The sequence below is a fragment of the Polaromonas sp. CG_9.5 genome (assembly GCF_035984465.1).
Lineage (GTDB): Bacteria > Pseudomonadota > Gammaproteobacteria > Burkholderiales > Burkholderiaceae_C > Polaromonas.
In genome coordinates this window covers 1-22,367 of the sequence record NZ_JAXCHR010000002.1, presented here as the reverse complement: position 1 = coordinate 22,367, position 22,367 = coordinate 1, and the positions used below count along the sequence as shown (strand labels likewise).

18 protein-coding genes and 1 pseudogene are annotated in these 22,367 nt (G+C 61.1%); 11 read left to right on the top strand and 8 right to left on the bottom strand.

The genetic code is table 11. The annotated features are described in order from the left end of the window. Positions 1 to 667 precede the first annotated feature (667 nt). Positions 668 to 1,036, bottom strand: a complete 369-nt coding sequence (locus RCH06_RS01555) for a hypothetical protein (RefSeq protein ID WP_327079682.1) — start codon at positions 1,034 to 1,036, stop codon at positions 668 to 670. Positions 1,037 to 1,283: 247 nt separating this feature from the next. Here RCH06_RS01555 and RCH06_RS01550 point away from each other — a divergent pair, with 247 nt between their 5' ends. The 7 genes from RCH06_RS01550 (at position 1,284) to RCH06_RS01520 (ending at position 7,824) form a co-directional block, all read left to right on the top strand. Continuing rightward, a complete protein-coding gene (locus tag RCH06_RS01550) occupies positions 1,284 to 2,906 on the top strand; it encodes a B12-binding domain-containing radical SAM protein (protein WP_327079681.1) in 1,623 nt (540 codons plus the stop codon). Positions 2,907 to 3,020: 114 nt separating this feature from the next. Beyond that, positions 3,021 to 3,440 carry a hypothetical protein gene (locus RCH06_RS01545; protein ID WP_327079680.1) on the top strand — a complete coding sequence of 140 codons (420 nt, stop codon included), beginning with the start codon at positions 3,021 to 3,023 and terminating at the stop codon, positions 3,438 to 3,440. 113 nt (positions 3,441 to 3,553) lie between these two features. Next, positions 3,554 to 3,982 carry a universal stress protein gene (locus RCH06_RS01540; RefSeq protein WP_327079679.1) on the top strand — a complete coding sequence of 143 codons (429 nt, stop codon included), beginning with the start codon at positions 3,554 to 3,556 and terminating at the stop codon, positions 3,980 to 3,982. 59 nt (positions 3,983 to 4,041) lie between these two features. After that, positions 4,042 to 4,893: a creatininase family protein gene (locus RCH06_RS01535; RefSeq protein WP_327079678.1), complete on the top strand. Its 852-nt coding sequence runs from the start codon at positions 4,042 to 4,044 to the stop codon at positions 4,891 to 4,893. A 153-nt stretch (positions 4,894 to 5,046) separates the two neighbouring features. Beyond that, entirely contained in the window at positions 5,047 to 5,574 is a 528-nt protein-coding gene (locus tag RCH06_RS01530; RefSeq protein WP_327079677.1) for a hypothetical protein, read from the top strand. Positions 5,575 to 5,812: 238 nt separating this feature from the next. Continuing rightward, the gene (locus RCH06_RS01525) at positions 5,813 to 6,271 is read left to right on the top strand and encodes an Lrp/AsnC family transcriptional regulator (RefSeq protein ID WP_327079676.1); all 459 of its coding nucleotides are present in this window, start codon (positions 5,813 to 5,815) and stop codon (positions 6,269 to 6,271) included. Between the two features lie 209 nt (positions 6,272 to 6,480). Next, the gene (locus RCH06_RS01520) at positions 6,481 to 7,824 is read left to right on the top strand and encodes a PQQ-dependent sugar dehydrogenase (protein ID WP_327079675.1); all 1,344 of its coding nucleotides are present in this window, start codon (positions 6,481 to 6,483) and stop codon (positions 7,822 to 7,824) included. 147 nt (positions 7,825 to 7,971) lie between these two features. Here the strand turns inward: RCH06_RS01520 and RCH06_RS01515 are convergent, their stop codons facing one another. The 7 genes and pseudogenes from RCH06_RS01515 to RCH06_RS01485 form a co-directional block, all read right to left on the bottom strand. Further along, complete coding sequence (locus tag RCH06_RS01515; protein ID WP_327079674.1) at positions 7,972 to 8,712, bottom strand: histidine phosphatase family protein; 741 nt, start codon at positions 8,710 to 8,712, stop codon at positions 7,972 to 7,974. A 54-nt stretch (positions 8,713 to 8,766) separates the two neighbouring features. Continuing rightward, positions 8,767 to 9,738, bottom strand: coding sequence for a threonine dehydratase (locus RCH06_RS01510; protein ID WP_327079673.1), 972 nt, complete (start codon positions 9,736 to 9,738; stop codon positions 8,767 to 8,769). After that, a pseudogene (locus RCH06_RS01505) lies at positions 9,739 to 10,424 on the bottom strand (VOC family protein). A gap of 50 nt (positions 10,425 to 10,474) precedes the next feature. After that, entirely contained in the window at positions 10,475 to 11,398 is a 924-nt protein-coding gene (locus RCH06_RS01500) for a PhzF family phenazine biosynthesis protein (protein ID WP_327079672.1), read from the bottom strand. Positions 11,399 to 11,493: 95 nt separating this feature from the next. Further along, positions 11,494 to 12,711, bottom strand: coding sequence for an aminotransferase-like domain-containing protein (locus RCH06_RS01495; RefSeq protein WP_327079671.1), 1,218 nt, complete (start codon positions 12,709 to 12,711; stop codon positions 11,494 to 11,496). 55 nt (positions 12,712 to 12,766) lie between these two features. Then, positions 12,767 to 13,699 (bottom strand): DMT family transporter, encoded by a 933-nt coding sequence (locus RCH06_RS01490; RefSeq protein WP_327079670.1) that lies wholly within the window; start codon positions 13,697 to 13,699, stop codon positions 12,767 to 12,769. After that, entirely contained in the window at positions 13,696 to 14,307 is a 612-nt protein-coding gene (locus RCH06_RS01485; protein ID WP_327079669.1) for a LysE family translocator, read from the bottom strand. Before RCH06_RS01485 ends, RCH06_RS01490 begins: the two co-directional genes overlap by 4 nt. Positions 14,308 to 14,430: 123 nt before the next feature. On the opposite strand from RCH06_RS01485, the gene RCH06_RS01480 reads away from it, so the two are divergent. The 4 genes from RCH06_RS01480 (at position 14,431) to RCH06_RS01465 (ending at position 22,275) form a co-directional block, all read left to right on the top strand. After that, positions 14,431 to 15,846 carry an aminotransferase-like domain-containing protein gene (locus RCH06_RS01480; RefSeq protein WP_327079668.1) on the top strand — a complete coding sequence of 472 codons (1,416 nt, stop codon included), beginning with the start codon at positions 14,431 to 14,433 and terminating at the stop codon, positions 15,844 to 15,846. 377 nt (positions 15,847 to 16,223) lie between these two features. Further along, positions 16,224 to 16,724 (top strand): hypothetical protein, encoded by a 501-nt coding sequence (locus RCH06_RS01475; RefSeq protein WP_327079667.1) that lies wholly within the window; start codon positions 16,224 to 16,226, stop codon positions 16,722 to 16,724. 111 nt (positions 16,725 to 16,835) lie between these two features. Next, on the top strand, positions 16,836 to 19,502 hold the full coding sequence (locus RCH06_RS01470; RefSeq protein ID WP_327079666.1) for a beta strand repeat-containing protein: 2,667 nt from the start codon (positions 16,836 to 16,838) through the stop codon (positions 19,500 to 19,502). Between the two features lie 121 nt (positions 19,503 to 19,623). Next, positions 19,624 to 22,275, top strand: coding sequence for an SdrD B-like domain-containing protein (locus tag RCH06_RS01465; protein WP_327079665.1), 2,652 nt, complete (start codon positions 19,624 to 19,626; stop codon positions 22,273 to 22,275). Positions 22,276 to 22,367: the final 92 nt, after the last annotated feature.

The following is a 22,367-nucleotide window of genomic DNA, read 5'->3' as shown; positions in this document are numbered from 1 at the left end:
TAGTGCTTGGCCAGCCACCCGGAGCGCCTGCGCCTTTGCCGTCTGCGCCACTTCCACCGCCGCCTTTCGCGCCGCCACTGGCCCCGCCGCCGCCTTTGCCCCCGCCGCCAGTCGTGCCACCGCCAGAACCCCCGCGACCTGCGCCGCCGCTACCTTTGCTCATAGCCAACTCCTTTGCTGCGAAACCACCGGACAGGTTTTTCTGACTTGCGAACGGCCCGGCGGCGTGCCAAGCATTTAACGAACGAAACGCATCCCGTTCAGTCGTGACGATTCAATCGTAACCATTTGAATCAATCTAAGGAAGTGTTTTTGGCGCGCATGACCCTGCTGCTGCCTTACACCGAGCAGCCGCATTCGTACGGGTCATTTTTTAATTTTTTTACGCCTCTAGCGCAAGCTGAACCTACGCAAGCAGCTATTAATTTAGTAGCGTACAGGCGGCGATTGACTGGCCGAACACAGGCTGGGTTTTTCCGGTGCTGACGAGGGGTTTGCAGGCCCGGTGCTGAACTGGCCCATGAACAAGCTCGACGATGGCGAAACGCGATGGATCACGTAAGACTATGCGGTGCGCCGTGGCCGTTCCGTGGGCAGACCCAAGACGCGGCCCACCCTCAGTCTGTTGTTTGACGTGTCGAGACGGCCCTTCAAATTGCCAGGTGGATCAGCGTGGCAGGGTGTCTTTATGGGCTTTTTCAGCATCGTCAGCCGGCGTCGTGCTGTCCGAACTTGCCATCGCCCCCGCGCCAGCGCCGCCCATTGCACCGGCCACCGCGCCGATCATGCCGCCGACCAGGATACCGACCGGGCCTGCCACCGCAGCGCCCACTGCGGCCCCTGTCGCTGTTCCCGCCACCAGACCGCAGCCGATCAGTGTGGACTTGGATTCACGCTCCGCTTCTTCAGGACTGAGGGCAACCTGCGCCGCAAGATTCGGGTCTTGCGACGGAATGCCGTGTCCGGGCACGGCTTGCTCGACAAGGTCTCCATCAACGGGCTGTGTGTCTGTTGGCTGGGGGGTAGATGAGTTCATGTGCGCTCCTGAGAAAAGTTGACGCGTCAACGGGCAGAACGCCCGTGGCAACCCCGGTTATAAGTCGCGCTGGCGGCCGCTCCCGTGAGCCAACCGACTGCCACGCTGTGGGACAAGCGTCCGTGGCACCGCTTCCTTTGACACAGGTCATGCCACACACGATGCGGGTTTGGCAATGCAGCCTGTCCCCGTGCGGGTGCGGCGCGCGCGCAAAGCCGTTTTGGCGGCAAAACTCGATAATGCCGCCATGCCTTTCCCTCAAGCCACCGACTCGCCCGCCATTGTTCTGGCCACGCTGAACGCCAAGTACATTCACGCCTCGCTCGGCCTGCGCTGCCTGCTGGCCAACATGGACCGGCATGGCGGCGCGGGATTGCGCGCCCGCACGCAACTGCGCGAATTCGTCATCCAGCAGCGGCCCACGCAAATCGTTGAAGACCTGCTGGCGCTCAATCCGCAGGTGATTGGGCTGGGCATTTATATCTGGAACGTGGTCGAAACCACGCAGGTCGTGCGCCTGCTGAAAACCCTGCGGCCCGACATCAAGATCGTGCTGGGCGGGCCGGAAGTCAGCTATGAAACCGATAGCCAGGAAATCTGCCGGCTGGCCGACCATGTGGTGACCGGCTGGGGCGACGTGAGTTTTCCCAAGCTGTGTCGCGCGCTGCTCGATGGCCCGAAGCCGCTGATGAAAGTCGTCATCGGCGAGCAGCCGGCGCTGCAAGAACTGGCTTTGCCCTACGACGAATACACGGCAGAAGACCTGGCCAAGCGCCTGCTGTATGTCGAAGCCTCGCGCGGCTGCCCGTTCAAGTGCGAGTTTTGCCTGAGTTCGCTCGACAAGACGGCGTGGGCGTTTGAGCTGGACGGCTTCATGGCCGAGATGGACACACTGTTTCAGCGCGGCGCGCGCAACTTCAAGTTTGTCGACCGCACCTTTAATTTGAAAGTCGATTTTTCGGTGCGGATTTTGCAGTTTTTCCTGGACCGGATGGCACCCGATTTGTTCGTGCATTTTGAAGTCGTGCCTGACAGCCTGCCGGACCGGCTGAAGGCGTTGATCGTGCAGTTTCCGGCCGGCTCGCTGCAGTTTGAAGTCGGCATTCAGAGCTTTAACCCCGAAGTGCAGCAGCGCATTTCGCGCAAGCAAGATAACCAAAAGACTGCCGACAACCTGCGCTGGCTGGTGGGCGAAAGCCAGGCGCATGTGCATGCTGATTTGATTTTTGGCCTGCCGGGCGAAACGCTGCAGAGCTTTGCCGACGGCTTTGACCGGCTCTATGAACTTGCGCCGCATGAAATCCAGTTCGGCATTTTGAAGCGCCTGCGCGGCACGCCCATCACGCGGCACACGGCAGACTTTGCAATGGCTTACGACCCGCAAACGCCGTACACGATTTTGCAGACCTCGACGATTGGCTTTGCGACGATGCAGCGCATCCAGCGGTTTGCGCGCTATTGGGAAATGGTGGCTAATTCAGGCCGGTTTTCTGCGGCGCTGCGCTTGCTGCTGCGCGATGACGCGGAGGCGGCGGGCTCGGCATTCGGGCATTTTCTGGCTTTCAGCGACTGGCTCTGGCGCACCACCGCCAAGACGCATGAATTTGCGCTGGAAAAGCTGGTCGATGTATTGTTTGACCACTTGACGACGGTGCGCGGTCTGAACGATGACGCGGTTCGCGCCGCCTTGCTGGCCGACTACCGCGCCAGCGGGGCGCGTGGCCGGCCGCAATGCCTGGCTGATCTGTTGAGCGCCGAGCGTTCGGCCTTGCCGGCGGGAGCGGTCAAGCGCCGGTCTGAGCGGCAAGAGCGCCATGTCAGCCAGCAAACCCACCGCGACGCGATTCAGAAAGCGGCTGCAGCGGCTTAATCTGATGTCGTGGTGAATGTGCGTGCGGACTGGCGGGCCGTTGATATATCTCAAAAGTTTTTATCGGGACGGGGCTAGATTTCAGAGGGTCATCTTCTGAACCATGGAGTCATCATGAAACATCCCTTTTCAGTTGTCAGCCTGGCCCTGCTTGCGGCCATTTCCAGTGTGTCGTGTGACAAGTTGCGGCCGCCGATGCCGGAATTGCAAAAACCTGCTGCAACGGCAGACCAGGCGGGTCCGCAGGAGGGCGAGCGCACGGCGTTTGCGCAAGCTGCGCAAAAAGAGCTGGATGAACTGAAAGTGGCCATTACCGAATTCAAGGTAAAGGCCGAAGTCTCCGGCGCCGCCACAAAAGCCCGGCTGGCTGACGAAGTGAAGCAGCTTGAAGTCGAGATGGACGAAGCGCAGGAGCGTCTGGGCGCCGTGAAAACAGCCACGCTGGCGTCGTGGAATCAGGTGAAAGAGAACTTCAGCAGCTCGCTTGAAAAACTCAAGAGCGGCGTCGAGAATTTTCGCAAAACGGCTGTTTGAGTCCGGTGGCTTGAGCCGGTTTGGCCTGGCGTCACCGGCTTTGCAATGACCTGCCTGCTTGAAAGGCAGGCGAACATTTTTTAATTTCCAGAAGTTAAAGGCAGGAGCAGGACATGCTGAAAATATTGATTGCGGTGGATGGTTCTGAACACGCAGAACGGGCGATGGCGGCTGTTGGCAAGATGGCCCGCGCTTCGCTCGAACTGGAGGCGATATTGCTGTGTGTCAGCCCTGAGCCGCTTTTTTACGGAAGCTACAGCGCCGCCACCCTTCAGAAAATCGAAGCCGAGCAGGACATTCAGCAAAACGTCATCCTGAAGCTGGCAATGGAGCAGGCCAGTGCTGCGGGGCTCAAAGTGAGTGAATCCGTCCGCGCGTATGGCGTGATTGCCAATGAGATCGTGCGGATAGCAAAAGACCGGCAGGTTGACCAGATCGTCATGGGGACACGCGGCATGGGGGCCATGGGCAACCTGTTTATCGGCTCGGTCGCACAGGCGGTGATCCATCAGTCATCGGTTCCGGTGTTGCTGGTCAAATAGATTCAGGCTGACACGGTGTCGCTTTTGTCGTCACCGGCCCGCGCGCTGACAATAGCGCCATGAACCTCGAAACGACTGCACCTTCTGCCTTGCCGCGCTTTTGGGCCGACCTGAAAAGCCCCGACTTTGCGCGGCTTGACCTGGCCCGCTGCATTGCCGTGCTGCCGGTGGCGGCCATCGAGCAGCATGGGCCGCACTTGCCGCTGAATGTTGATACGACGCTAGTCAATGGTGTCATCAAAGCTGCGCTGCCACATTTACAGGCTGATTTGCCAGTGCTGTTTTTGCCGACGCAATCCATCGGTTTCAGCCTTGAACACACGCGTTTTGCCGGCACGCTGACGCTGAAAGCCGAAACCGTGATCCGGCTCTGGACCGAGCTGGCCGAGTCGGTGGCTGCCACGGGCGTGAAAAAGCTGGTGCTGCTCAATTCGCATGGCGGCAATGTCGGGCTGATGGATGTCGTGGCGCGCGACTTGCGTACGCGTCTAAGCATGCTGGTGTACAGCGTCAATTCATTCAATCTGCCGCTCAAGGACGAAAACGGGGCGTCGGTGGCGGACCGGTTCAGCGCGCATGAACACCGTTTTGGCATTCATGCCGGCGAGATGGAGACCTCGATGATGCTGGCGCTGCAACCCGGTCAGGTTGATATGGCGAAGGCGCGGAATTTTCATTCGACCTCGCAAGACCGCTCTGAGCGCTTCAGCATTCTGGGCGATGGCCGCAGCGCCAAGCTGGGCTGGCAAATGCAGGACTACAACCCGCACGGCGCAGTCGGCAACGCTGCTGCTGCTACGGCAGAAAAAGGCCATGCGTTATTGGGGGCAATGGGCCGCAGCCTGGCGCAGTTGCTGGCTGAAATTGACCAGTTGCCGGCCGATACCCTGCGTGATCACACGGCGTTGTAAGCCAAAGCCGCTGCCTTGCGCAGGTGCATAAAGTCAGTCAGCACAAGCCTAAAAGCCGATAACCGATTGTTACGGTGAAGGGCGGTTTTTGGGGCTTTCAGGGTCGGCCGCCGGCACTACCATCGGGCTTTTACCCTCTTCAAGGAGCGCATCATGGGATTAATGGATCTGCTGCAGCAAGCACTGAACGGCAACAGCAACAGCAACAGCAACACCAACGGCAATAACAATGCCGAAACGCATTTCGACCAGGTCGCCAAACAGGCGTCACCCGACCAGATGGCGGACGGCCTGGCCGCCACCATGCGCTCCAAAGACACGCCGCCTTTTTCCGAGATGGTCTCCAGGATGTTCGGCCAGTCGTCGCCAACGCAACAGGCGGGCTTGCTGAACCGGATACTGACGGCACTGGGGCCCACTGCCGCTGCGGCGCTGGCGGGCGGCGCGCTGGGCAAGGTGTTGCCTGCCGGCCAGTCGCAGGTCACGCCCGAACAGGCTGCCCAGCTGTCGCCCGCGCAGGTCAGCGCGATTGCCGGAGAAGCCGAGCAAACCCATCCGGGCGTGGTTGATCAGGTCAGCCAGTTTTATGCCGAGCATTCGGGCCTGATCAAAGTACTGGGTGGCGCGGCGCTGGCGGTGGCGCTGGCCAGAATGAAGAACAATCTGGACAATCCGCGCTGAGCTGCCGGGTTCGGAAACAGGGCGGGGCGGTCGTAAGAGCCGTCTGCCTAAAGACCAAACCCCCAAGCCAGGGGTAAGCAGCTTGGGGGTTTGTACCGCGGGCCTGGCGGGTAAGCTGGCTGCGGTGTGAAACAAGTATCGGCCAGGCAGCGCCGAAGGATATTCTTGATTTGCCGGTTAATTTCATTAATCCAGATTAATTTTCTGTAAAAAAAGAAATATCGGATAAATTATCTGTATGGATAATTTAGACCGAAAAATTCTTCAGGTGCTGCAAGCTGACTCGCGCACCAGCCTCAACGATATTGGCCAGGCCGTGGGGCTGAGCCCCTCGCCGTGCTGGGGCCGCATCAAGAAAATGGAAGAAGCCGGCATCATCGAGGGCTACACCGTGCGGCTCAATGCGCAGGCGCTGGGGCTGGGCGAAACGGTGCTGGTGCAGGTCACGCTCGACAGCCATTCCGACAACACGCTGGAAAAGTTTGGCGAAACGCTGGCGGCCATTCCCGAAGTGATCGAAGCCTGGCTGGTGTCGGGCGAATACGACTACCTGCTGCGCATTGCCGTCAAAGACACCAAAGACTACGAGCGGCTGCTGCGCGAGCGGCTCTACAAGATTAAGGGCATACGCCACAGCCAGTCGAGCTTTGTGCTGCGCACGCTAAAAAAAGCCGACTTGCCTTTGCTGTCGGGCTGACGGGCAGGCAGTGCTTTTGATTCACGGCGAACGAAACGCTGTCCGCCCCAAATCGGCCCGAGCGATGCAACGCGCAGCACCAGGTGAAACACCGACATATTTCTGCGCCACTGACTGATAGCGGCTGGCCCACCCTGCAGTCAAAGTAACGCAACAGTTTTACTGCTGATTCGCGCCCGTATCGGCCCCTGTTTTCAAGGAGATTTTCCATGCATCCACGCAGTTTTTATTTCAGCCGCTGCCGCACAAGCGCCTTGTGCCTGGTCATGCTGGGAGGGCTGGCCGCATGCGGCGATGCCTCCATGCTGCAATTGAACGCCGACGTGGGCGCCAGCCCAACCCTGCCGGCACCTAAAAGCACCCTGATTCCGACCGTCAACATTGCACCGGCCACCGGCTGGCCGCAAGGCATGATGCCTACGCCCATGGCCGGCTTGAGCGTCAGCGCGCTGGCCACCGGGCTGGACCATCCGCGCTGGGTGTATGCGCTGCCCAACGGCGACGTGCTGGTCGCCGAAAGCAATGCGCCGCCCAAGCCTGAAGACAGCAAAGGCATCAAGGGCTGGGTCATGAAAAAAGTCATGGCCAAGGCCGGTGCCGGTGTGCCGTCAGCCAACCGCATCACGCTGCTGCGCGGCATCGATGGTCAAGGCAAAGCCCAAACCCGCACGGTGTTCATGGAAAACCTGAATTCGCCCTATGGCATGGCGCTGGTAGGCAACGATTTGTACATTGCCAACTCTGACGCGCTGGTGAAGGTGGCTTACCAGACCGGTCAGACACGCATCAGCGAAGCGCCGGTCAAGGTGCTGGACTTGCCCGGTGGCCTCATCAATCACCACTGGACGAAAAACGTGATTGCCAGCCTTGATGGCAGCAAACTGTATGTCAGCGTCGGCTCGAACAGCAACGTCGGCGAAAACGGCATGCCGGCCGAAGAAGGCCGCGCTGCCATTTGGGAAGTGGACGCGAAAACCGGCACGCACCGGGAATTTGCCACCGGCCTGCGCAACCCGAACGGCATGGGCTGGGCGCCTGAAACCGGTGCGCTCTGGACGGTAGTGAACGAGCGCGACGAAATCGGCAGCGACTTGGTGCCTGACTACCTCACGTCGGTCAAAGACGGCGCTTTCTACGGATGGCCGTACAGCTATTACGGCCAGAACGTGGACGTGCGCGTCAAGCCGCCACGCCCCGACCTGGTGGCAAAAGCGATTGCGCCGGATTACGCACTGGGTGCGCACGTAGCACCGCTGGGCATGGCTTTTTCAGCCGGCAACGCGTTGCCGCCGTCGCTGGCCAGCGGCGTGTTTGTCGGCGAGCATGGTTCCTGGAACCGCAAGCCGCTCAGTGGCTACAAAGTGGTGTTCGTGCCGTTCGCCAAGGGCCAGCCTGCAGGGTTGCCGGTCGATGTGCTGACCGGATTCTTGAGTCCTGACGGCAAAGCCTACGGTCGCCCGGTCGGTGTGGCGATGGACAAAGGCGGCGCACTGCTGGTAGCGGACGATGTGGGTAACGTGGTCTGGCGTGTCAGTGGCACGGCTGCGAAGTGAGCTTGCAAGGCGCTTTGTCAAAGGTTTGACGCAGTTTTTTAGCCAAACAGGCCGCTTGCGCAAACAGGACGTGCGCAAGCTGCTATTTAATTGATAGTAAATTTGCGCCGCAAGCCAGCGCTGCAGCGGCGCAGTCGCCCCGCTCAGTCAGGCAAAAGTCACCCAGTCCGCATAGTCAGGCGCATCCAGATGCGGCAGCGTGTTGAACGTTACCAGCCGCTGGCGCTTGGGCGTAAACCCAAACTCCGTCACCGAGGAATTGCGAATGGCCAGATTCAGCTCAATCGTCGTTTCGGGGCTGGTGCCCAGCACATGACCGACGGCTGTGGAAATCGGCCCGCCGCTGGACACCAGCAGCACATTGCCTTGACAGTGGGTGCGAATGTATTCCAGCGCCCCGGTGATGCCGGCGACAAATTCGTTGTAATGGGGCATGCCGTAGGGGCTGACCACGCCGGCCATCCATTGCGCCAGGCCGTCTTTGAGCAGACGAAAGTGGTGCTTGTACAGCTCGGGCGTGTCGGGCTTGGCCAGCGGATACGGGTGAATGGTGGCAATCACGGCGGCGCTGTCGAATTCATTCAGGCCCGGCCAAAAAAGATGCGGCAGTGGCCTTGAGTCCATGCCAAGGGCCGCATCTGCTGCGCTGTTGGCGGCAGTGGGGGCGTGGCTGCTTTCAAACGTCCTCCCCATGCCTTCGCAAATGCCGGCAAGGGTCTGCACCTGGCGCTTCAGGGTGCCGCTCAAGGCGGCGTCAAACCGCACGCCCTTGTCCTTGAAATACTCGCCCAGTCGCCGGCTTTGCTGGTGGCCCATCGGGCTCAGCAGGTCATAGTCCTCTGCGCCAAACGAAGCCTGGCCGTGGCGTACCAAATAAAGTGTTCCCATGCGTAAATTGTGGCGCGCAGCCGGCCGGTTTTCAGTCGCACGGGGGACGAGCACTCACGCGTTTGCCAGCACCCCGGCCAGCACGGCGCTGTCCACGTTGCCGCCGCACAGCGTCGTTCCGACCACCTGGCCGCGCAGGCTGACGCGCTCCTGCATGGCGGCGGCAAAACTGGCCGCGCCCGCGCCTTCGGCGACGTTGTGCGTGTCGGCATACAGGTCGCGCATGGCCTGCGCGACTTCTTCATCGGTCACCTGCACGATGCGCTCCAGATGTGGCCGCAAGATCGCCAGTGCCGCCTCGTCGGCCATGCGACAAGCCATGCCGTCGGCCAGCTGCGTGGTGACAGGCGCTGCCACCACGCGGCCAGCGGCCAGCGAATCGGCATACGTCGTGGAGTGTGCACTGACGACGCCCACGATGCGCAGCTTGCGCCCCAGCGCCAACTTGGCCGCAATGGCGGCGCAAGCGCCAGAACCCTGGCCGATGGGCACATAGACCACATCAAGCTGCGGCACGGCCCGCATGAATTCCCACCAGTAGGTCGCCACGCCGCTCAGCAAATCGGCATGAAAGCTGGGCACCATGTGGGCGCCGCGCTGCGCGGCCAGTTGCTGGGCGAACTCGCGGCTTTCCTGAAAATCTTCACCGTGTTCGATGAGCGTGACGCCCAGCGCCCGCATGGCGGCATTTTTCTCGTGCGAATTGCCGTGCGGAACGACGATGGTGCAGGCCACGCCATGCGCTCTGGCAGCCCACCCGATGCTCTGGCCGTGGTTGCCCCGCGTGGCGCTGACAACTTCTGCGGGCATGGGGCCACTTTTTTGTAGCGCCTCAAAATAGGTCAGCCCGCCGCGAATCTTGAACGCGCCGACCGGCGTGTGGTTTTCATGCTTGATCCAGCAATCGGTGCCCAGCCGCTGGCTCGACAGGCCCCAGCGGTATTGCGGCGTCGCCTGAAATTCGCGGTACACGGTGCGGGCGGCGTGTTCTATTTGCTGCAGGCTGGGCAGGGCGGCGAGGGGCATCTAAAGTCCTTTGGATTCAAGCGTGACAAGGCCGCGCGGCGTTTGCAGGGTGGCGACAAGGTTGGGCGGGCCGGCCATGACCTCTAGCCCGCCAGCCCGATGGCGTTGTAGGCGGCCTGCAACGCCTCGTGGCGTGGGTGGTGCGCCTGCAGCGAGTGCAGTGTCAGACCCGAGGGTGGCATGCTGGCGCTGGGGTGTATCTCGCTCCATTCGATCAGCGTGGGCAGCATGCCGTAAAACAGGCGCTGGCCGTCCTGGCGCACGGTAATGCGCCACTGCAGCAGGCCGTGCGGGGTGGGGCGCGAAGCCTGCAGCACCTGGCCCCGGTCCAGTCCCAGGCCGGCCAGCGCCGCCACGCCAGCCTGTGCCTGCGCGGTGCGGGCGACGATGTGCCCGAGCCGCGGCCCATCTGTTGCCAGCCGCCGCTGCATTTTCGCGCAGTCCATGTCAAACCAGCGCCTGGCGCTTGGTGGGCGGACGCTGACAGCTCCTGGATTAATAGCAATAATTTCCAGGTAAGCCTGCGGATAAAGCGCTGACGCCATGCTCAAAAGCCGGTTGTGCGTGCCCATCAGCGCATGCTCGCCGCCCGGTCCGGGCGTCACGCCCAGCACGGCTTCACACCACTGCGTGCCTTCGTCCAGGCTGCTGGCCAGCACCACCAGATGGTCCAGGGTCGCCTGCAGCGGCGCAACACAGGGGGAAGTTTTGATCATGATGCTTGGCTGATGCTGGATTACAGCGTGACCTGGCCGTCAATGCAGGTCACCGATTCGCCGCCGACCCAGACCTGGCCCTGTGCATCGCGCGTCAGGTCAACCTGTCCGGCGCGGCCCAGACAAACCCCTTGCGAGGCCAGATAACGTTCTGGTATGCGGCCTTCGGCCATCAGCCATTGCGCCAGACTGGCGTTCAGGCTGCCGGTGACCGGGTCTTCGGTGATGCCGATGCCGGCGGCAAAAGCGCGTACTTCCAGATCAGGCGCGGCGCTGAGGGTTGCCTTGGGTGCAGTGTCAAAAGCGCGCGCTTCCCGGTTGGCGCGTCCTATCAGCGGCGGGGCGTCTTCGGGCAGGTAAATGGCGGCTACGCCGACATCCACGCCCAGTTGTTCAAGCGCCCGGTGGTCAGGCGCCAGTTGCAACACGGTCTCCGGGCTGTCCAGCAACAGCCCCAGCCAGACCGGGCCGTTGTCGAGCGTTTGTGCGGCCAACATCTGCGCTGGCTGCACGCCGAGTGCCGCCGCAACCTGCGCCAGCAGCGCGGGGCTGGGCGTCGAGCGCTTGAGGGCGGGCGCGGCAAAAGCCAGGCGCTGCGTGCCCGCCTCGCGCCGAATTTTGACCAGGCCGACGCCGCATTCCTGCACGATAAATTCGGCGCTTTTGGGCTGGCCGCCGGCTTGCAGCCAGCTGTGGCAACTGCCCAGCGTCGGGTGGCCGGCAAACGGCAGTTCGCCGCCGGGCGTGAAAATGCGCACCCGGTAGTCAGCCGATGCGTCGGTGGGCGGCAGCAAAAACGTGGTTTCCGACAGCTGCGTCCAGCGGGCAAAACGCTGCATGGCGTCGTCACCCAGTCCGCTGCCGTCCAGCACCACGGCCAGTGGATTGCCGAAATAAGGCGTGTCAGTGAACACGTCGACTTGCTTGAACAGGCGTTGCTTCATGAAAAGGCTTTACGGGTGAGGTTGGGGGGGCGCATCAGGCGGGAGATCGTGCAGCGGCGCAGGGCGGGCCAGCTTTTGGACGGCCCAGACCTGCTTCAATGGCTTGCTGCGGCGGCTTCGGTTTCAGCCTGCTGCACTGGTACCGGCAAGCCGGCCTGCATGGCGCGAATTGCCTCGGCCAATGCGGCGATGCCGGTGTCAATCTGCGCCACGCTGGCCGTGACAAACGACAGGCGAAGTGTGCGGGCGTCGGCCTGGTCGGCATAAAACGCCCAGCCAGGCACAAAAGCCACGTTGCGCTCAACCGCTTGCGGCAGCAACTCGATGGCGTTCATGCCTTCGGGCAAACGCGCCCATAAAAACATGCCGCCGGCTGGCGTGTTCCATTCGACACCCTCGGGCATTTCGCGCTGCATGGCGGCCAGCATGGCGTCGCGCTGCGATTTGTACAGCGCGCGGATGGTCGGCACATGGCGGTCGAGGAAGCCGTCCTTCATCACCTCGGCCACCAAACGCTGGTTAAAACCGGGGCTGTGCAAATCAGCCGCCTGCTTGGCCTGCAGCAGTTTCGGAAAAATCGATGCCGGTGCAATCATGAACCCCAGCCGCAGCCCCGGTGCCAGTACTTTGGAGAAAGAACCCAGGTAAATGCAGCCTTCGGGGTTGCGCGCCGTCAGCGGCAATGGCGGCGGGGTGTCAAACCACAGGTCGCCGTAGGGGTTGTCCTCGACCAGCGGCAGGCCCAGCCGGGCGGCTTCCTGGCTCAGGGCGGCGCGGCGCTCTTCGGGCATGGTGCGGCCGGTCGGGTTCTGGAAATTGGGCAGCACATAAAAGAAGCGCGCGCCTTCGGCTTTGGCGCACAGGTCGGCAATGTCCACGCCGCCGTCGTCGCTGGCCACGCTGACAATCTCGGGCTCCATCGGCGTGAAGGCTTGCAGCGCGCCGAGGTAGGTGGGCGTCTCAACCAGCACGCGGCTGCCTTCGTCAATCAGCACCTTGGCAATCAAGTCCAGCCCTTGCTGCGAGCCGGTGGTGATCAGCACCAGCGCCGGATCGACGTTCCACGGCAGCATCGCGGCGACCATTTCGCGCAGCGGCGCATAGCCTTCGCTGGATGCGTACTGCAGCGCGGCATGGCCGTCTTCGCGCAGCACTTTTTCGCAGGCAGCGCTGAAGTCGCTGACCGGAAAGGTCTTGGGGGAGGGCAGGCCGCCGGCAAAACTGATGATGCCGGGCTTTTCAGTGACCTTCAGGATTTCGCGGATCACCGAAGGGTTCATTTTGACGGCGCGTCGCGCTTGAGTCCATTTCATAGCTGTCTCCTTTTTTGGGCGGGTTGCCGGTCTTTGGCCACCCCAATACACAATTTCAAGTTTGCAAGGGTAACTGCCGGGGCGCGGCATTGACCGGCATTTTCTTGCCGATAAACACCGTGGCAATTACGGCCAGCGAAAAACCGACCGTGACTGCGTCCAGGCGCTCGCCCAGCAGCGGCACGGCAAACAACATCGACAAAAACGGCTGCACCAGTTGCACCTGGCTGACGCGCACCGTGCCGCCGAGCGCCAAGCCCCGGTACCAGGCAAAAAAGCCGAGCCACATCGAAAATACGGCCAGATAGGAAAAGCCCCACCAGGCGCTGGTCTTGAGCGCTGCTTGCGGCCAGCTGATGACTGACAGCGGCAAGGTCAGCGGCAGGGCCAGTACCAGCGCCCAGCAAATCACATGTTCGGCGCGCATTTGCTGCGACAGCCGGGCCCCGTAGCCATACCCTACGGCGGCGCACAGCATGGCCGCCAGCAGCAACAGGTCGGCAAACTGGATCGACAAGCCGCCGCCCGGCGTGCCCGAGCGCAGCATGGCAAACGCCACCACCAGCGCGCTGCCCACACCCGCGCACAGCCAGAACCCGCCAGAGGGCCGCTGGCGGTGCAGCAGTGCGCCCACAGCGGCCGTCGCCAACGGCAGCACGCCCACGATCACGCTGGCATGCACCGCTTCCACATGCCGCATGGCGACGGAGGTGAACAGCGGAAACCCCAGCACCACACCGCCAGCGGTGATGGCCAGCGGCAACCAGTTTTCCCGCCTGGGCAGCGGCGCGCGGGTGACGAGCAAAAATACCACCGACAGCATGGCCGCCACCACGGCCCGGCCCATTGCAATGAAAAGGCCGGACATTTGCGGCGCGTCGGGCGTGCCGACTGCCAGGCGTGTCATCGGCAGCGTAGCGGCAAAAATCACGATGCCGAGCAGGCCCAGCCACAGCCCCCGGGTGATGTCGCTCTGGCGGTGTGTCATAAAAAGAGCATCCAGACGGCAGTGACGACCAGCACGGCGGCCATGACGCGGTTGAACCACAGCAGCCGTTGCCCGCTGCCTGCCGGGCCCGAAAGCCAGTCGCGCAGCAACGAGCCGACCAGCGCATAAGTCAGGTTGCTGGCGAAGGCAAACGCCAGCATCACGGCCAGCACCACGGCAAAACGGGGGCCGGTATCGGCGCGCCCGGCAATCCAGCCGCTGACAATGGCCAGCGCCAGCATCCAGGCCTTGATGTTGACGAACTGCAGCGCTGCGCCTTGCCAGAACGTCACATTCAAACGGGCCGCGTCGGCCTGGCTGAGCTGGCGTGAACGCGAAATTTTGAAGGCCAGCCACAGCAGGTAAGCCACGCCGACCAGCTTGATGCTCCAGCTCAGCAGCGGCACGGCCACCACCAGCGCCCCCAGCCCCAGCGTGCAGACCACCAGCAGTGCGCTCCAGCCGACCGGCACGGCGCAGACAAACGGCATCGCGCGGCGCAAACCGTGGTTGGCGGCCAGCGCCGTCGACAGCGTGGTGTTGGGGCCGGGGGTAAAGCTCATTGCGGTGGCCAGCACCAGGAGCGCAGTAAATTCTTGCCAGTTCATGGGAAGTGACTTTATAGTTGAAAGCAGTACACCACCAATACAGTTAAGGGTACAAATTACCAAACTGTATTGCTCTTATTGGCAGCACACCGCATGCGTGCCCTGCACGCCCAAGGCCACCCCATGTTGATAAAAACCGCTTCGCAATCCCTGACCGAGCAACTCTGCGCCCGTTTTGCCGACCGCATCCGCAACCGCTTGCTGGCGCCGGGCGCGCGCTTGCCGTCGGTGCGGCTGTGCGCCGAGCAGCAAGGCGTGAGTGTGTCCACCGTGGTAGCCGCGTATGACCAGCTGCAGGCGCAGGGGCTGGTCGTGGCACGCCGCAATCGCGGCTTCTTTGTTCGGGATTTAGTGCCAAATACGCCTTTTGCGCCTGCTGGACGGGCGCAAGTAGCTATAAAAAACATAGTGAATGCGCCGATTGATGCCGCTGCGCTGATTCGCGGCATGTTCGAGCCCGTCAGCCACAAGCCGCAGCCCGGCATGGGCGTTTTTCCGTCTGACTGGCTGGAAACTGCCTTCATGCCGACGGCCATCAGAAAGGTCACCAGCGCCAGCGCCTTGCGGGATGTGTCGCTCCATTACGGCGAACCCAAGGGCGACATGAGCCTACGGCGCGCGCTGTCGCAAAAGCTGGGCACGTTCAATCTGCATGCCGACCCTGGGCAGATCATCACCACCGTTGGCGCCACCCATGCACTGGACATCATCAGCCGCACCGTGCTGCGCGCCGGCGACTGCGTAATGGTCGAGGAGCCCGGCTGGGCGGTGGAGTTTGCCCGGCTCGATGCGCTGGGGATGCGGATTTTGCCGGTGCCGCGCCGTGCTGATGGGCCCGATCTGGCCGTGATGGCGCAGTATTGCCAATTGCACAGCCCCAAGCTGTTTGTCAGCGTCAGCGTGTTTCACAACCCGACCGGCTACTGTTTGACGCCGGGCAGCGCCCACCGCGTGTTGCAGCTGGCCAGCCAGCACAATTTCTACATTGCCGAAGACGACACGTACAGCCATCTGGCACCCGACCATGCCACACGTTTGTCTGTGCTGGACGGCCTGCAACGCACGATTTATGTCAGCGGTTTTTCCAAGATTCTGGCGCCCGGCTGGCGCGTAGGCTTCATGGCCGCGCCGCCCGATCTGGTCGAGCGGCTGCTCAACACCAAGCTGCTCGGCACGCTGACCACGCCCGCGCTGCTGGAGCGGGCGCTGGCCTGGTGCATTGACCAAGGCCAGTTGCGCCGGCATGCCGAACGCATCCGTACGCGGCTTGACCAGGCGCGGGCCCGCAGCGTCAAGCTGGCGCTGGCGCACGGCTGCACCTTTGCCGCCGAGCCCGCAGGCCTGTTTGGCTGGGTTGAAACGGGTGTGGACACCGATGCCCTGGCGCAGCGCATGCTTGATGAGGACTATCTGATGGCGCCCGGCGCCCTGTTCCATGCGGTGCGCAAACCCAGCACCCTGATGCGTATCAACTTTGCGACCACGCAAGACGCCGCGTTCTGGCGCGTATTTGCACGGCTGCGGGACGGCATGCGCTGACCTGTGCCGGGTCATCGAGCGCATTCAAAGCGGTTTTTACGGGGTGCCCACGTTGGCAATGGCTTACTTTTTCAAAATATGTTTTTATTTTGTTACTTATAACCAAGAAAAATCAACCTAACAAATAAGTAACAAAAAGTATAAAAATTTCCTAAATGGCCTTTAAGCGTTGCCTTATGGCGGTATTTCAATGAATTTTGTGAGATTTGCCGTGTTTCTCATGTTTATTTAGTCGGGAAGAGTGCTTTCTTCAGGTGGCTAACATGCAGTTACGTACTTTTAAAACTAATGTCACATCAGTAACAATTTGCACGAAAGCCGCTAAAGGCTAATCGCAGTGGGTTACCTGATATGTCTCATGACTGGAAACCCACCCGATGAAACCACTTCTGAATCTTTGTTTTGTAGTCGCCGCGCTGGCTTTTGGACAGGCTGCGCTGGCGCAAACACCCGCCGTTACTTCCACCCTCAGCGCGCAACGCGTGGAAATGGTCGACGGCAAAGCGGTGCTTAAGCCGGCTGTCCAGAGCAAGCCAGGCGAAGTCATTGAATACAGCGGCGCCTACCGCAACAGCGGCGCAACACCTATCGAAAAACTCCAGGCCGTCGTGCCCGTACCCGTCGGCACCACGTTCATTGCGGGTAGCGCCCAGCCGGCGTCGGCCCAGGCTTCTACCGACGGCACGCGTTTTGCGGCCATGCCGCTGGTTCGCATGGTCAAGCAGGCCGACGGCACCGAGCGCAAGGAAGCCGTTCCACTGGCTGAATACCGCGCTTTGCGCTGGGATGTGGGCACGCTGGGCGCGGCTGCCAGCACCGTGGTCAGCCTGCGCGTACGCATTGACACCCCTGTCGCCGCTGCTGGCACCAAACCCTGAAAATTTTTGAGTTTTATGTGATAGCGCTGAGCCCGACGGCCCGGCGCTGAACGTTTGCATGTTCGTTGTTCGTTGTTTTTTTTATTTTTTGAATCCAGGAGAAAACCCACCATGTATGCCCATCCCATCAGTCCGCACTCGTTGCGCCTGCCCCATTTCTTCACCAGATGGCTGGCAGCTTTGTTTGCTGTCTTTTTGCTGGCGCTGGCCGCCATCCCGGCACATGCTGCAGCGCCTGCTGCAGGCGCGTCCATCAGTAACCAGGCGTCAGCCAGCTACACCGACGGCTCGAACGTCCCGCGCACAGTGACCTCCAACGTGGTCAGTACCACGGTGACACAGGTCGCCAGCTTGACCCTGACGGCTCCTGGCAACCAGACCGCCACGCCAGGCAGCGTTGTCTATTACCCGCATACCCTGACCAACACGGGTAACGGTTCGGACACGTTCAACCTGACGGCTGTCAGTGCAGGAACGCCGTTCCAGATGACGAATGTGCAGATCTTTGCCGACAACGGCAGCGGTCAGCCTACTGGCCTGGCCATTACGTCTACTGGCCCTATTGCTGCAGGTGCTGCGTTCAAGTTCATCGTGGTTGGCACCTTGCCTGTTACGGCAACGGCAACGCAAACCAATGTGATTACGGTCAACGGTGCCAGCGCTTTGACGCCGGCCCAGAATGCATCGAACATCGATACCACCACCGTCACCACCAACGCTGTGGTCACGCTGACGAAAGCGGTCAGTGTTGCCAGTGGCCCTTCGCCGGCGAATGCCGCAGCGCAGGTGCCTTACACCTACACCCTGACCTACACCAATACCGGTAACAGCGCGGCAACTTCAGTCGCCATTTCCGACGTGGTTCCTGCTGGCATGACTTATGTCGCAGGTTCTGCACGCTGGAGCGTGACAGGTGGTTCTACGGCACTGAGCGATACCAATGGTTCCTCAGGCACTTCGCCAAACACCCTGACGTCTTCCTACACTACTGGCACCAAGACCTTCCTGGCGACGCTGGCGCAAGTGACGCCCGGTCAGTCGGGCACCTTGTCCTTCCAGGTCAAGGTTGACGTTGCGACGGCCCCGGGCGTCATCAACAATACCGCCACCACGTCCTACAACAACGGCAGCGGTGCCAACACAGGTTCGGGCACGTCCAACACCGTTCCCTTCACCGTGACGCAAACGGCGAACGTGACCTTGACTGGCGCCACCGTGACAAGTCCTGCCGCTCCAGGCTCTACCGTCAGCTTCACCAACGTGGTGACCAATACCGGTACCGGCATTGACACCTTCAACATCACTTTGGGTGCGACCAATAACTTCCCTTCGGGAACCACCTTCCAGTTGTTCAAGAGTGGCGGTGCCACACCGCTGGTTGACACCAACGGCGACGGCATCATCGATACCGGCCCGCTGGCCGTTGGCGCAAGCTACAACGTGATTTTGAAAGCCACGCTGCCGCCGAATGCCACCAATGCCGGTGCACCGTTCAGCATCAACAAGATCGCCACCTCGGTGTTCGATCCCACCAAGTCTGCTACCACGACTGACACGCTGACGAGCATTGCCAATGCTTCGGTTGACTTGACCAATAACTCGGTAGCGGCTGCTGGCGTGCCTGGCTTTGGCCCGGGTCCTGAAGCCACTGCACAAGTTACCAACACCACGAATCCCGGCACCACGACGGTTTTCACGCTGGTCGCGAACAACACCGGCCCATCGCCTGACAGCTTCAACTTCAGCGCCAGCACGGTGTCGGGTTTCAGTTCGTTGACACTGCCTGCGGGCTGGACGGTGACGTTCAAGGCCAACGTTGGCGGCACTTGCGCCAGCACGGGAGCAAACATCATCAACTCCGGCTCTGTAGCCGCAGGCGGCGCCGTCACGGTTTGCGCCGTAGTCACAGTGCCAGCTGGTTTTGCTGCAGGAACGAGCGATCTGTATTTCCGCGCTCAATCGCCTACCTCAGGTGTCAGCGACATCGTGCATGACGCAGTTACGGTGAACGCAGTGCGCTCGCTCAGCATCACGCCTAACGGCGCAGGCCAGACCTACCCAGGCGGCTCGTATGTCTACAGCCACACGCTGACCAACAACGGTAACGTGGCTGAAGGCAACGGCACGGTCAGCGCCGTCGCTTTGGCTGCTGCGAACAACCAGTCTGGCTGGACTTCGACGCTGTACTACGACAGCAACGGTAACGGTACCCTGGACGCGACTGATCCGTTGATCACTGGTGCCCTGAATGCTGTGTTGGCTACGGGTCTTGCGCCTGGCCAATCCATCACCATTTTCGACAAGGTGATTGCTCCGAGTGGCTCCGTTCCTGGTGCCGTGAATGCAACGGTTATCACGGTGACCACAACCAACGGTACCAATAACTATGTTGTCGCCGCGCCAGTGCCTACCGTTGCCACGGACAGCACGACGGTTATCGCCGGTAACCTGACTTTGACCAAAGCCCAGTCTCTTGACACGGCTTGTGCAGGTGCAACAGGCTCGACGGTTTACACCTCCGGCAACTTGAACGCCAAGCCCGGTGAATGCGTGCTGTACCAGATTACGGTCACCAATGTGGGCTCTGCAGATGCCACCGCAGTGGTCGTGTCTGACGTGACACCGACCTACACGAAGCTGAAAAACCTGGCTGCTTCGTCACTCGGCACCGTTACCGGCCCTTCTGCCGGTCAGACGGGCGCTGTCACAGCCACTATCGGCACGCTCACCTCCAGCCAGGCGGCTGTGGTGACCTTTGGTGTGCAGATCGACCAATAACAAGGTCGTGAGCTTCTAGCGGAGGGGGGCAAAAGCCTCCCTCCGCTTTTTAGAAACCAGCCGCAATGTGGCTTCTAAAAAGCGGCCAACCGTCTACCAGCCCTTACCCGTTCACCCCTTCATGCTCTTTCGTCTGCTTCGCAAGCTCTTGCCCTTTTGCCTGTTGCTGGTCTTGTTGACCGCAGCACAGGCTGGGCCCGCGCCTGCAGGCACCGTCATCAGCAACACCGGAACTGGGAGTTACGTGGATTCAGCCTCCGGCCTGTCGGTGCGTCTGAAATCCAATACCGTCAACACCACCATTACGGTGCTGGAAGCCTTGACACTGGCCGCCAACCAGACAGTGCTGGCGGCCAGTGGCACTTCATTCGCCATCAGCCATACGCTGACCAATACCGGCAATGCGTTGACCACCTACCGCATCACGGCCAGTGTCAATGCGGGCAGTGCGTTTACGCCTTTGGGCGTGCAGGTGACCCAGGACACCAATTCCAATGGCCGTGTCGATGCGGGCGAGCCCGTTATTCTTGCGGGCGGTGGCATTTCACTGGTACCCGGGGCCAGCGTCAATTTGCTGCTGACCGCGCAAGCGCCCGCAACGAGTACGCCGGGGCAGACCGCACAACTGGTGATTGCGGCTGTGAGTTCGTTGCAGGGCGTCAGTGCCAGCAATACCGACACGGTAACGCTGACCACCGGAGCTGCGATTGTGGCAACTTTGGCCGCATCGGCGACCACCGCTGCTCCTGAAACGTTGCTCGGGTTGACTGCCAGCGCAGTCAACAATGGCAGCTCAATTGCTGCGCCAACGGCGGTTACGCTGAACAATGCGCCAGCCACCTTGTTTGTGCTGCGGGTACCGGTTCCCGTCAATGTGACCTTTGCATCCGCCCAGACGCCAGGCAATTCTGGCGTGCAAGTGCTCTACCATCTGCTGGGCAGCGCCGCCGACAGCTATGTCACCAGCTTGCCAGTGGGCGCCGTGGTGGATGCTGTGGCCTGGGGCGTTGCCAGCCTTGCGCCAGGCGCTAGATTGCAAGGGCAGTTCACTGTTACTGTGAACGCCAATGCTGCGGGCATGATTGCCGGCACGGCCTATACCGACTGGACAGACCAGGGTGCGCACTTAAGCACAGGCAGCAATACCGTGGTGTTGCCTCTGCCTTCAAGAGCAGCGAAAATTTCTTTTTATACCAATACAAGCTACCTAGCCTCCGCAATCCAGAGCCTGACCGGCCGCCCGTTGTTTGTACAAGTGGACGCGGCCACCTGCAATACCAGCCCGACCCAGATCAATACGACACCTGTGACGCTGGTCAGCCAGCTCACCGGCGATACGGAAACCTTTACTGCGGTCGAAACGGGGGTCAATACCGGCTTGTTTCGTATCTTGCCCAACGTGCCGACGGCCAACGCTGCACTCCATGTCGTGGCCTCGGGCGACGGCATTCTGGAGGTGCTGCGCGATGATGTGGTCAGTGCGACCCTCACCGCCTGTGGCGGCATTTCCGTTTCGGCGACCACCACCTTGCTGATCGACCCCAGCGGCGTGGTGTACGACAGCAAGACCAACCAGCCGGTGGCCGGCGTGACCGTGCAACTGATCGATGTCACCGGCGCGGGCAATGGCGGAAAAGCAGGCGCTGCAGCGAGGGTGTTTTTGCCTGACGGCGCATCAGCCCCGAGTCAGATCGTCACTGCGCCCGATGGCAGTTTTGCCTTTCCGCTGGTGGCGCCCAGCACTTACAGGGTGACGCTGGGCACGCTGGCGGGTTATGCGTTTCCCTCGAAAATGCCGGCAGCGCTTCAGCCGGCAGGACGCCTGATTGATGCGCAAGGTTCTTATGGCAAAGAGTTCATCATTGCCAGCACAGACCGAGCGCCGGTGCGGTTTGATGTGCCGCTTGACGCTGGCGCGACCGGCGGGCTCTTCATTAAAAAAACAGCCAACAAGACCACGGCCGAAGTGGGTGATTTTGTCGACTATTCAGTCGAGTTCAACAATGTCACTGCCGTGCGGCTCCCCGCCACCGTGGTCAATGACAGCCTGCCAGCGGGTTTTGCCTATATGCGGGGAACGGCCAGGCTCAACGGCATGCCACTTCCTGACCCCACAGGCGGAACCGGTCCGGGGCTGCAGTTTTCGCTGGGACTTGTGGCCGTGGGCGCCAAGCCGGTCTTGACTTATCGCGTTCGTGTGGGCGCTGGCAGTCAGGGTGGCAATGGCGTGAATACGGCGCAGGCGGCAAGCGGCAATGTCTTGTCCAACAATTCGAGCATTCGCGTTCAGGTAGTTGGCGGTGTGTTTTCAAACAAAGCCTATCTTATTGGCAAGGTGTTTGCCGACTGCCGCCAGAACGGCATCCAGGACGCGGGTGAACCCGGTATTCCGGGTGTACGACTCTATCTGGAGGATGGCACCTACGCAGTGACCGATGAAGAGGGAAAGTACAGCCTGTATGGTTTGACACCGCGCACCCATGTCGTCAAGGTCGACAGCACCACTTTGCCCGCAGGCGCTACGCTCGAAGTGTTGAGCAACCGCAATGCGCTGGATCCGGTCAGCCGGTTTGTTGACCTGACGCACGGCGAATTGCAGAAGGCGGATTTTGCGATTGCCGAATGCACGCTGGGCATTCGTGAGCAAGTCGCGGCACGGCGCAAGGCGCTGAGTGCGCCCAACGAAGTCGTGCAGGCTGCAGGTCTTTTGCTTTCATCTGCCGCTTTGCCGGTGGCTGTAGATGGACGTACGCTGCCTTCCAGCGGCATCTGACCTTGCCCCCAGAAAACGTATCCCTTGCTGAGTGGTTCAATTCAGACAAGGAAAACGAAAATGACAAAGACATCAAGGGCCAAGTACACGCT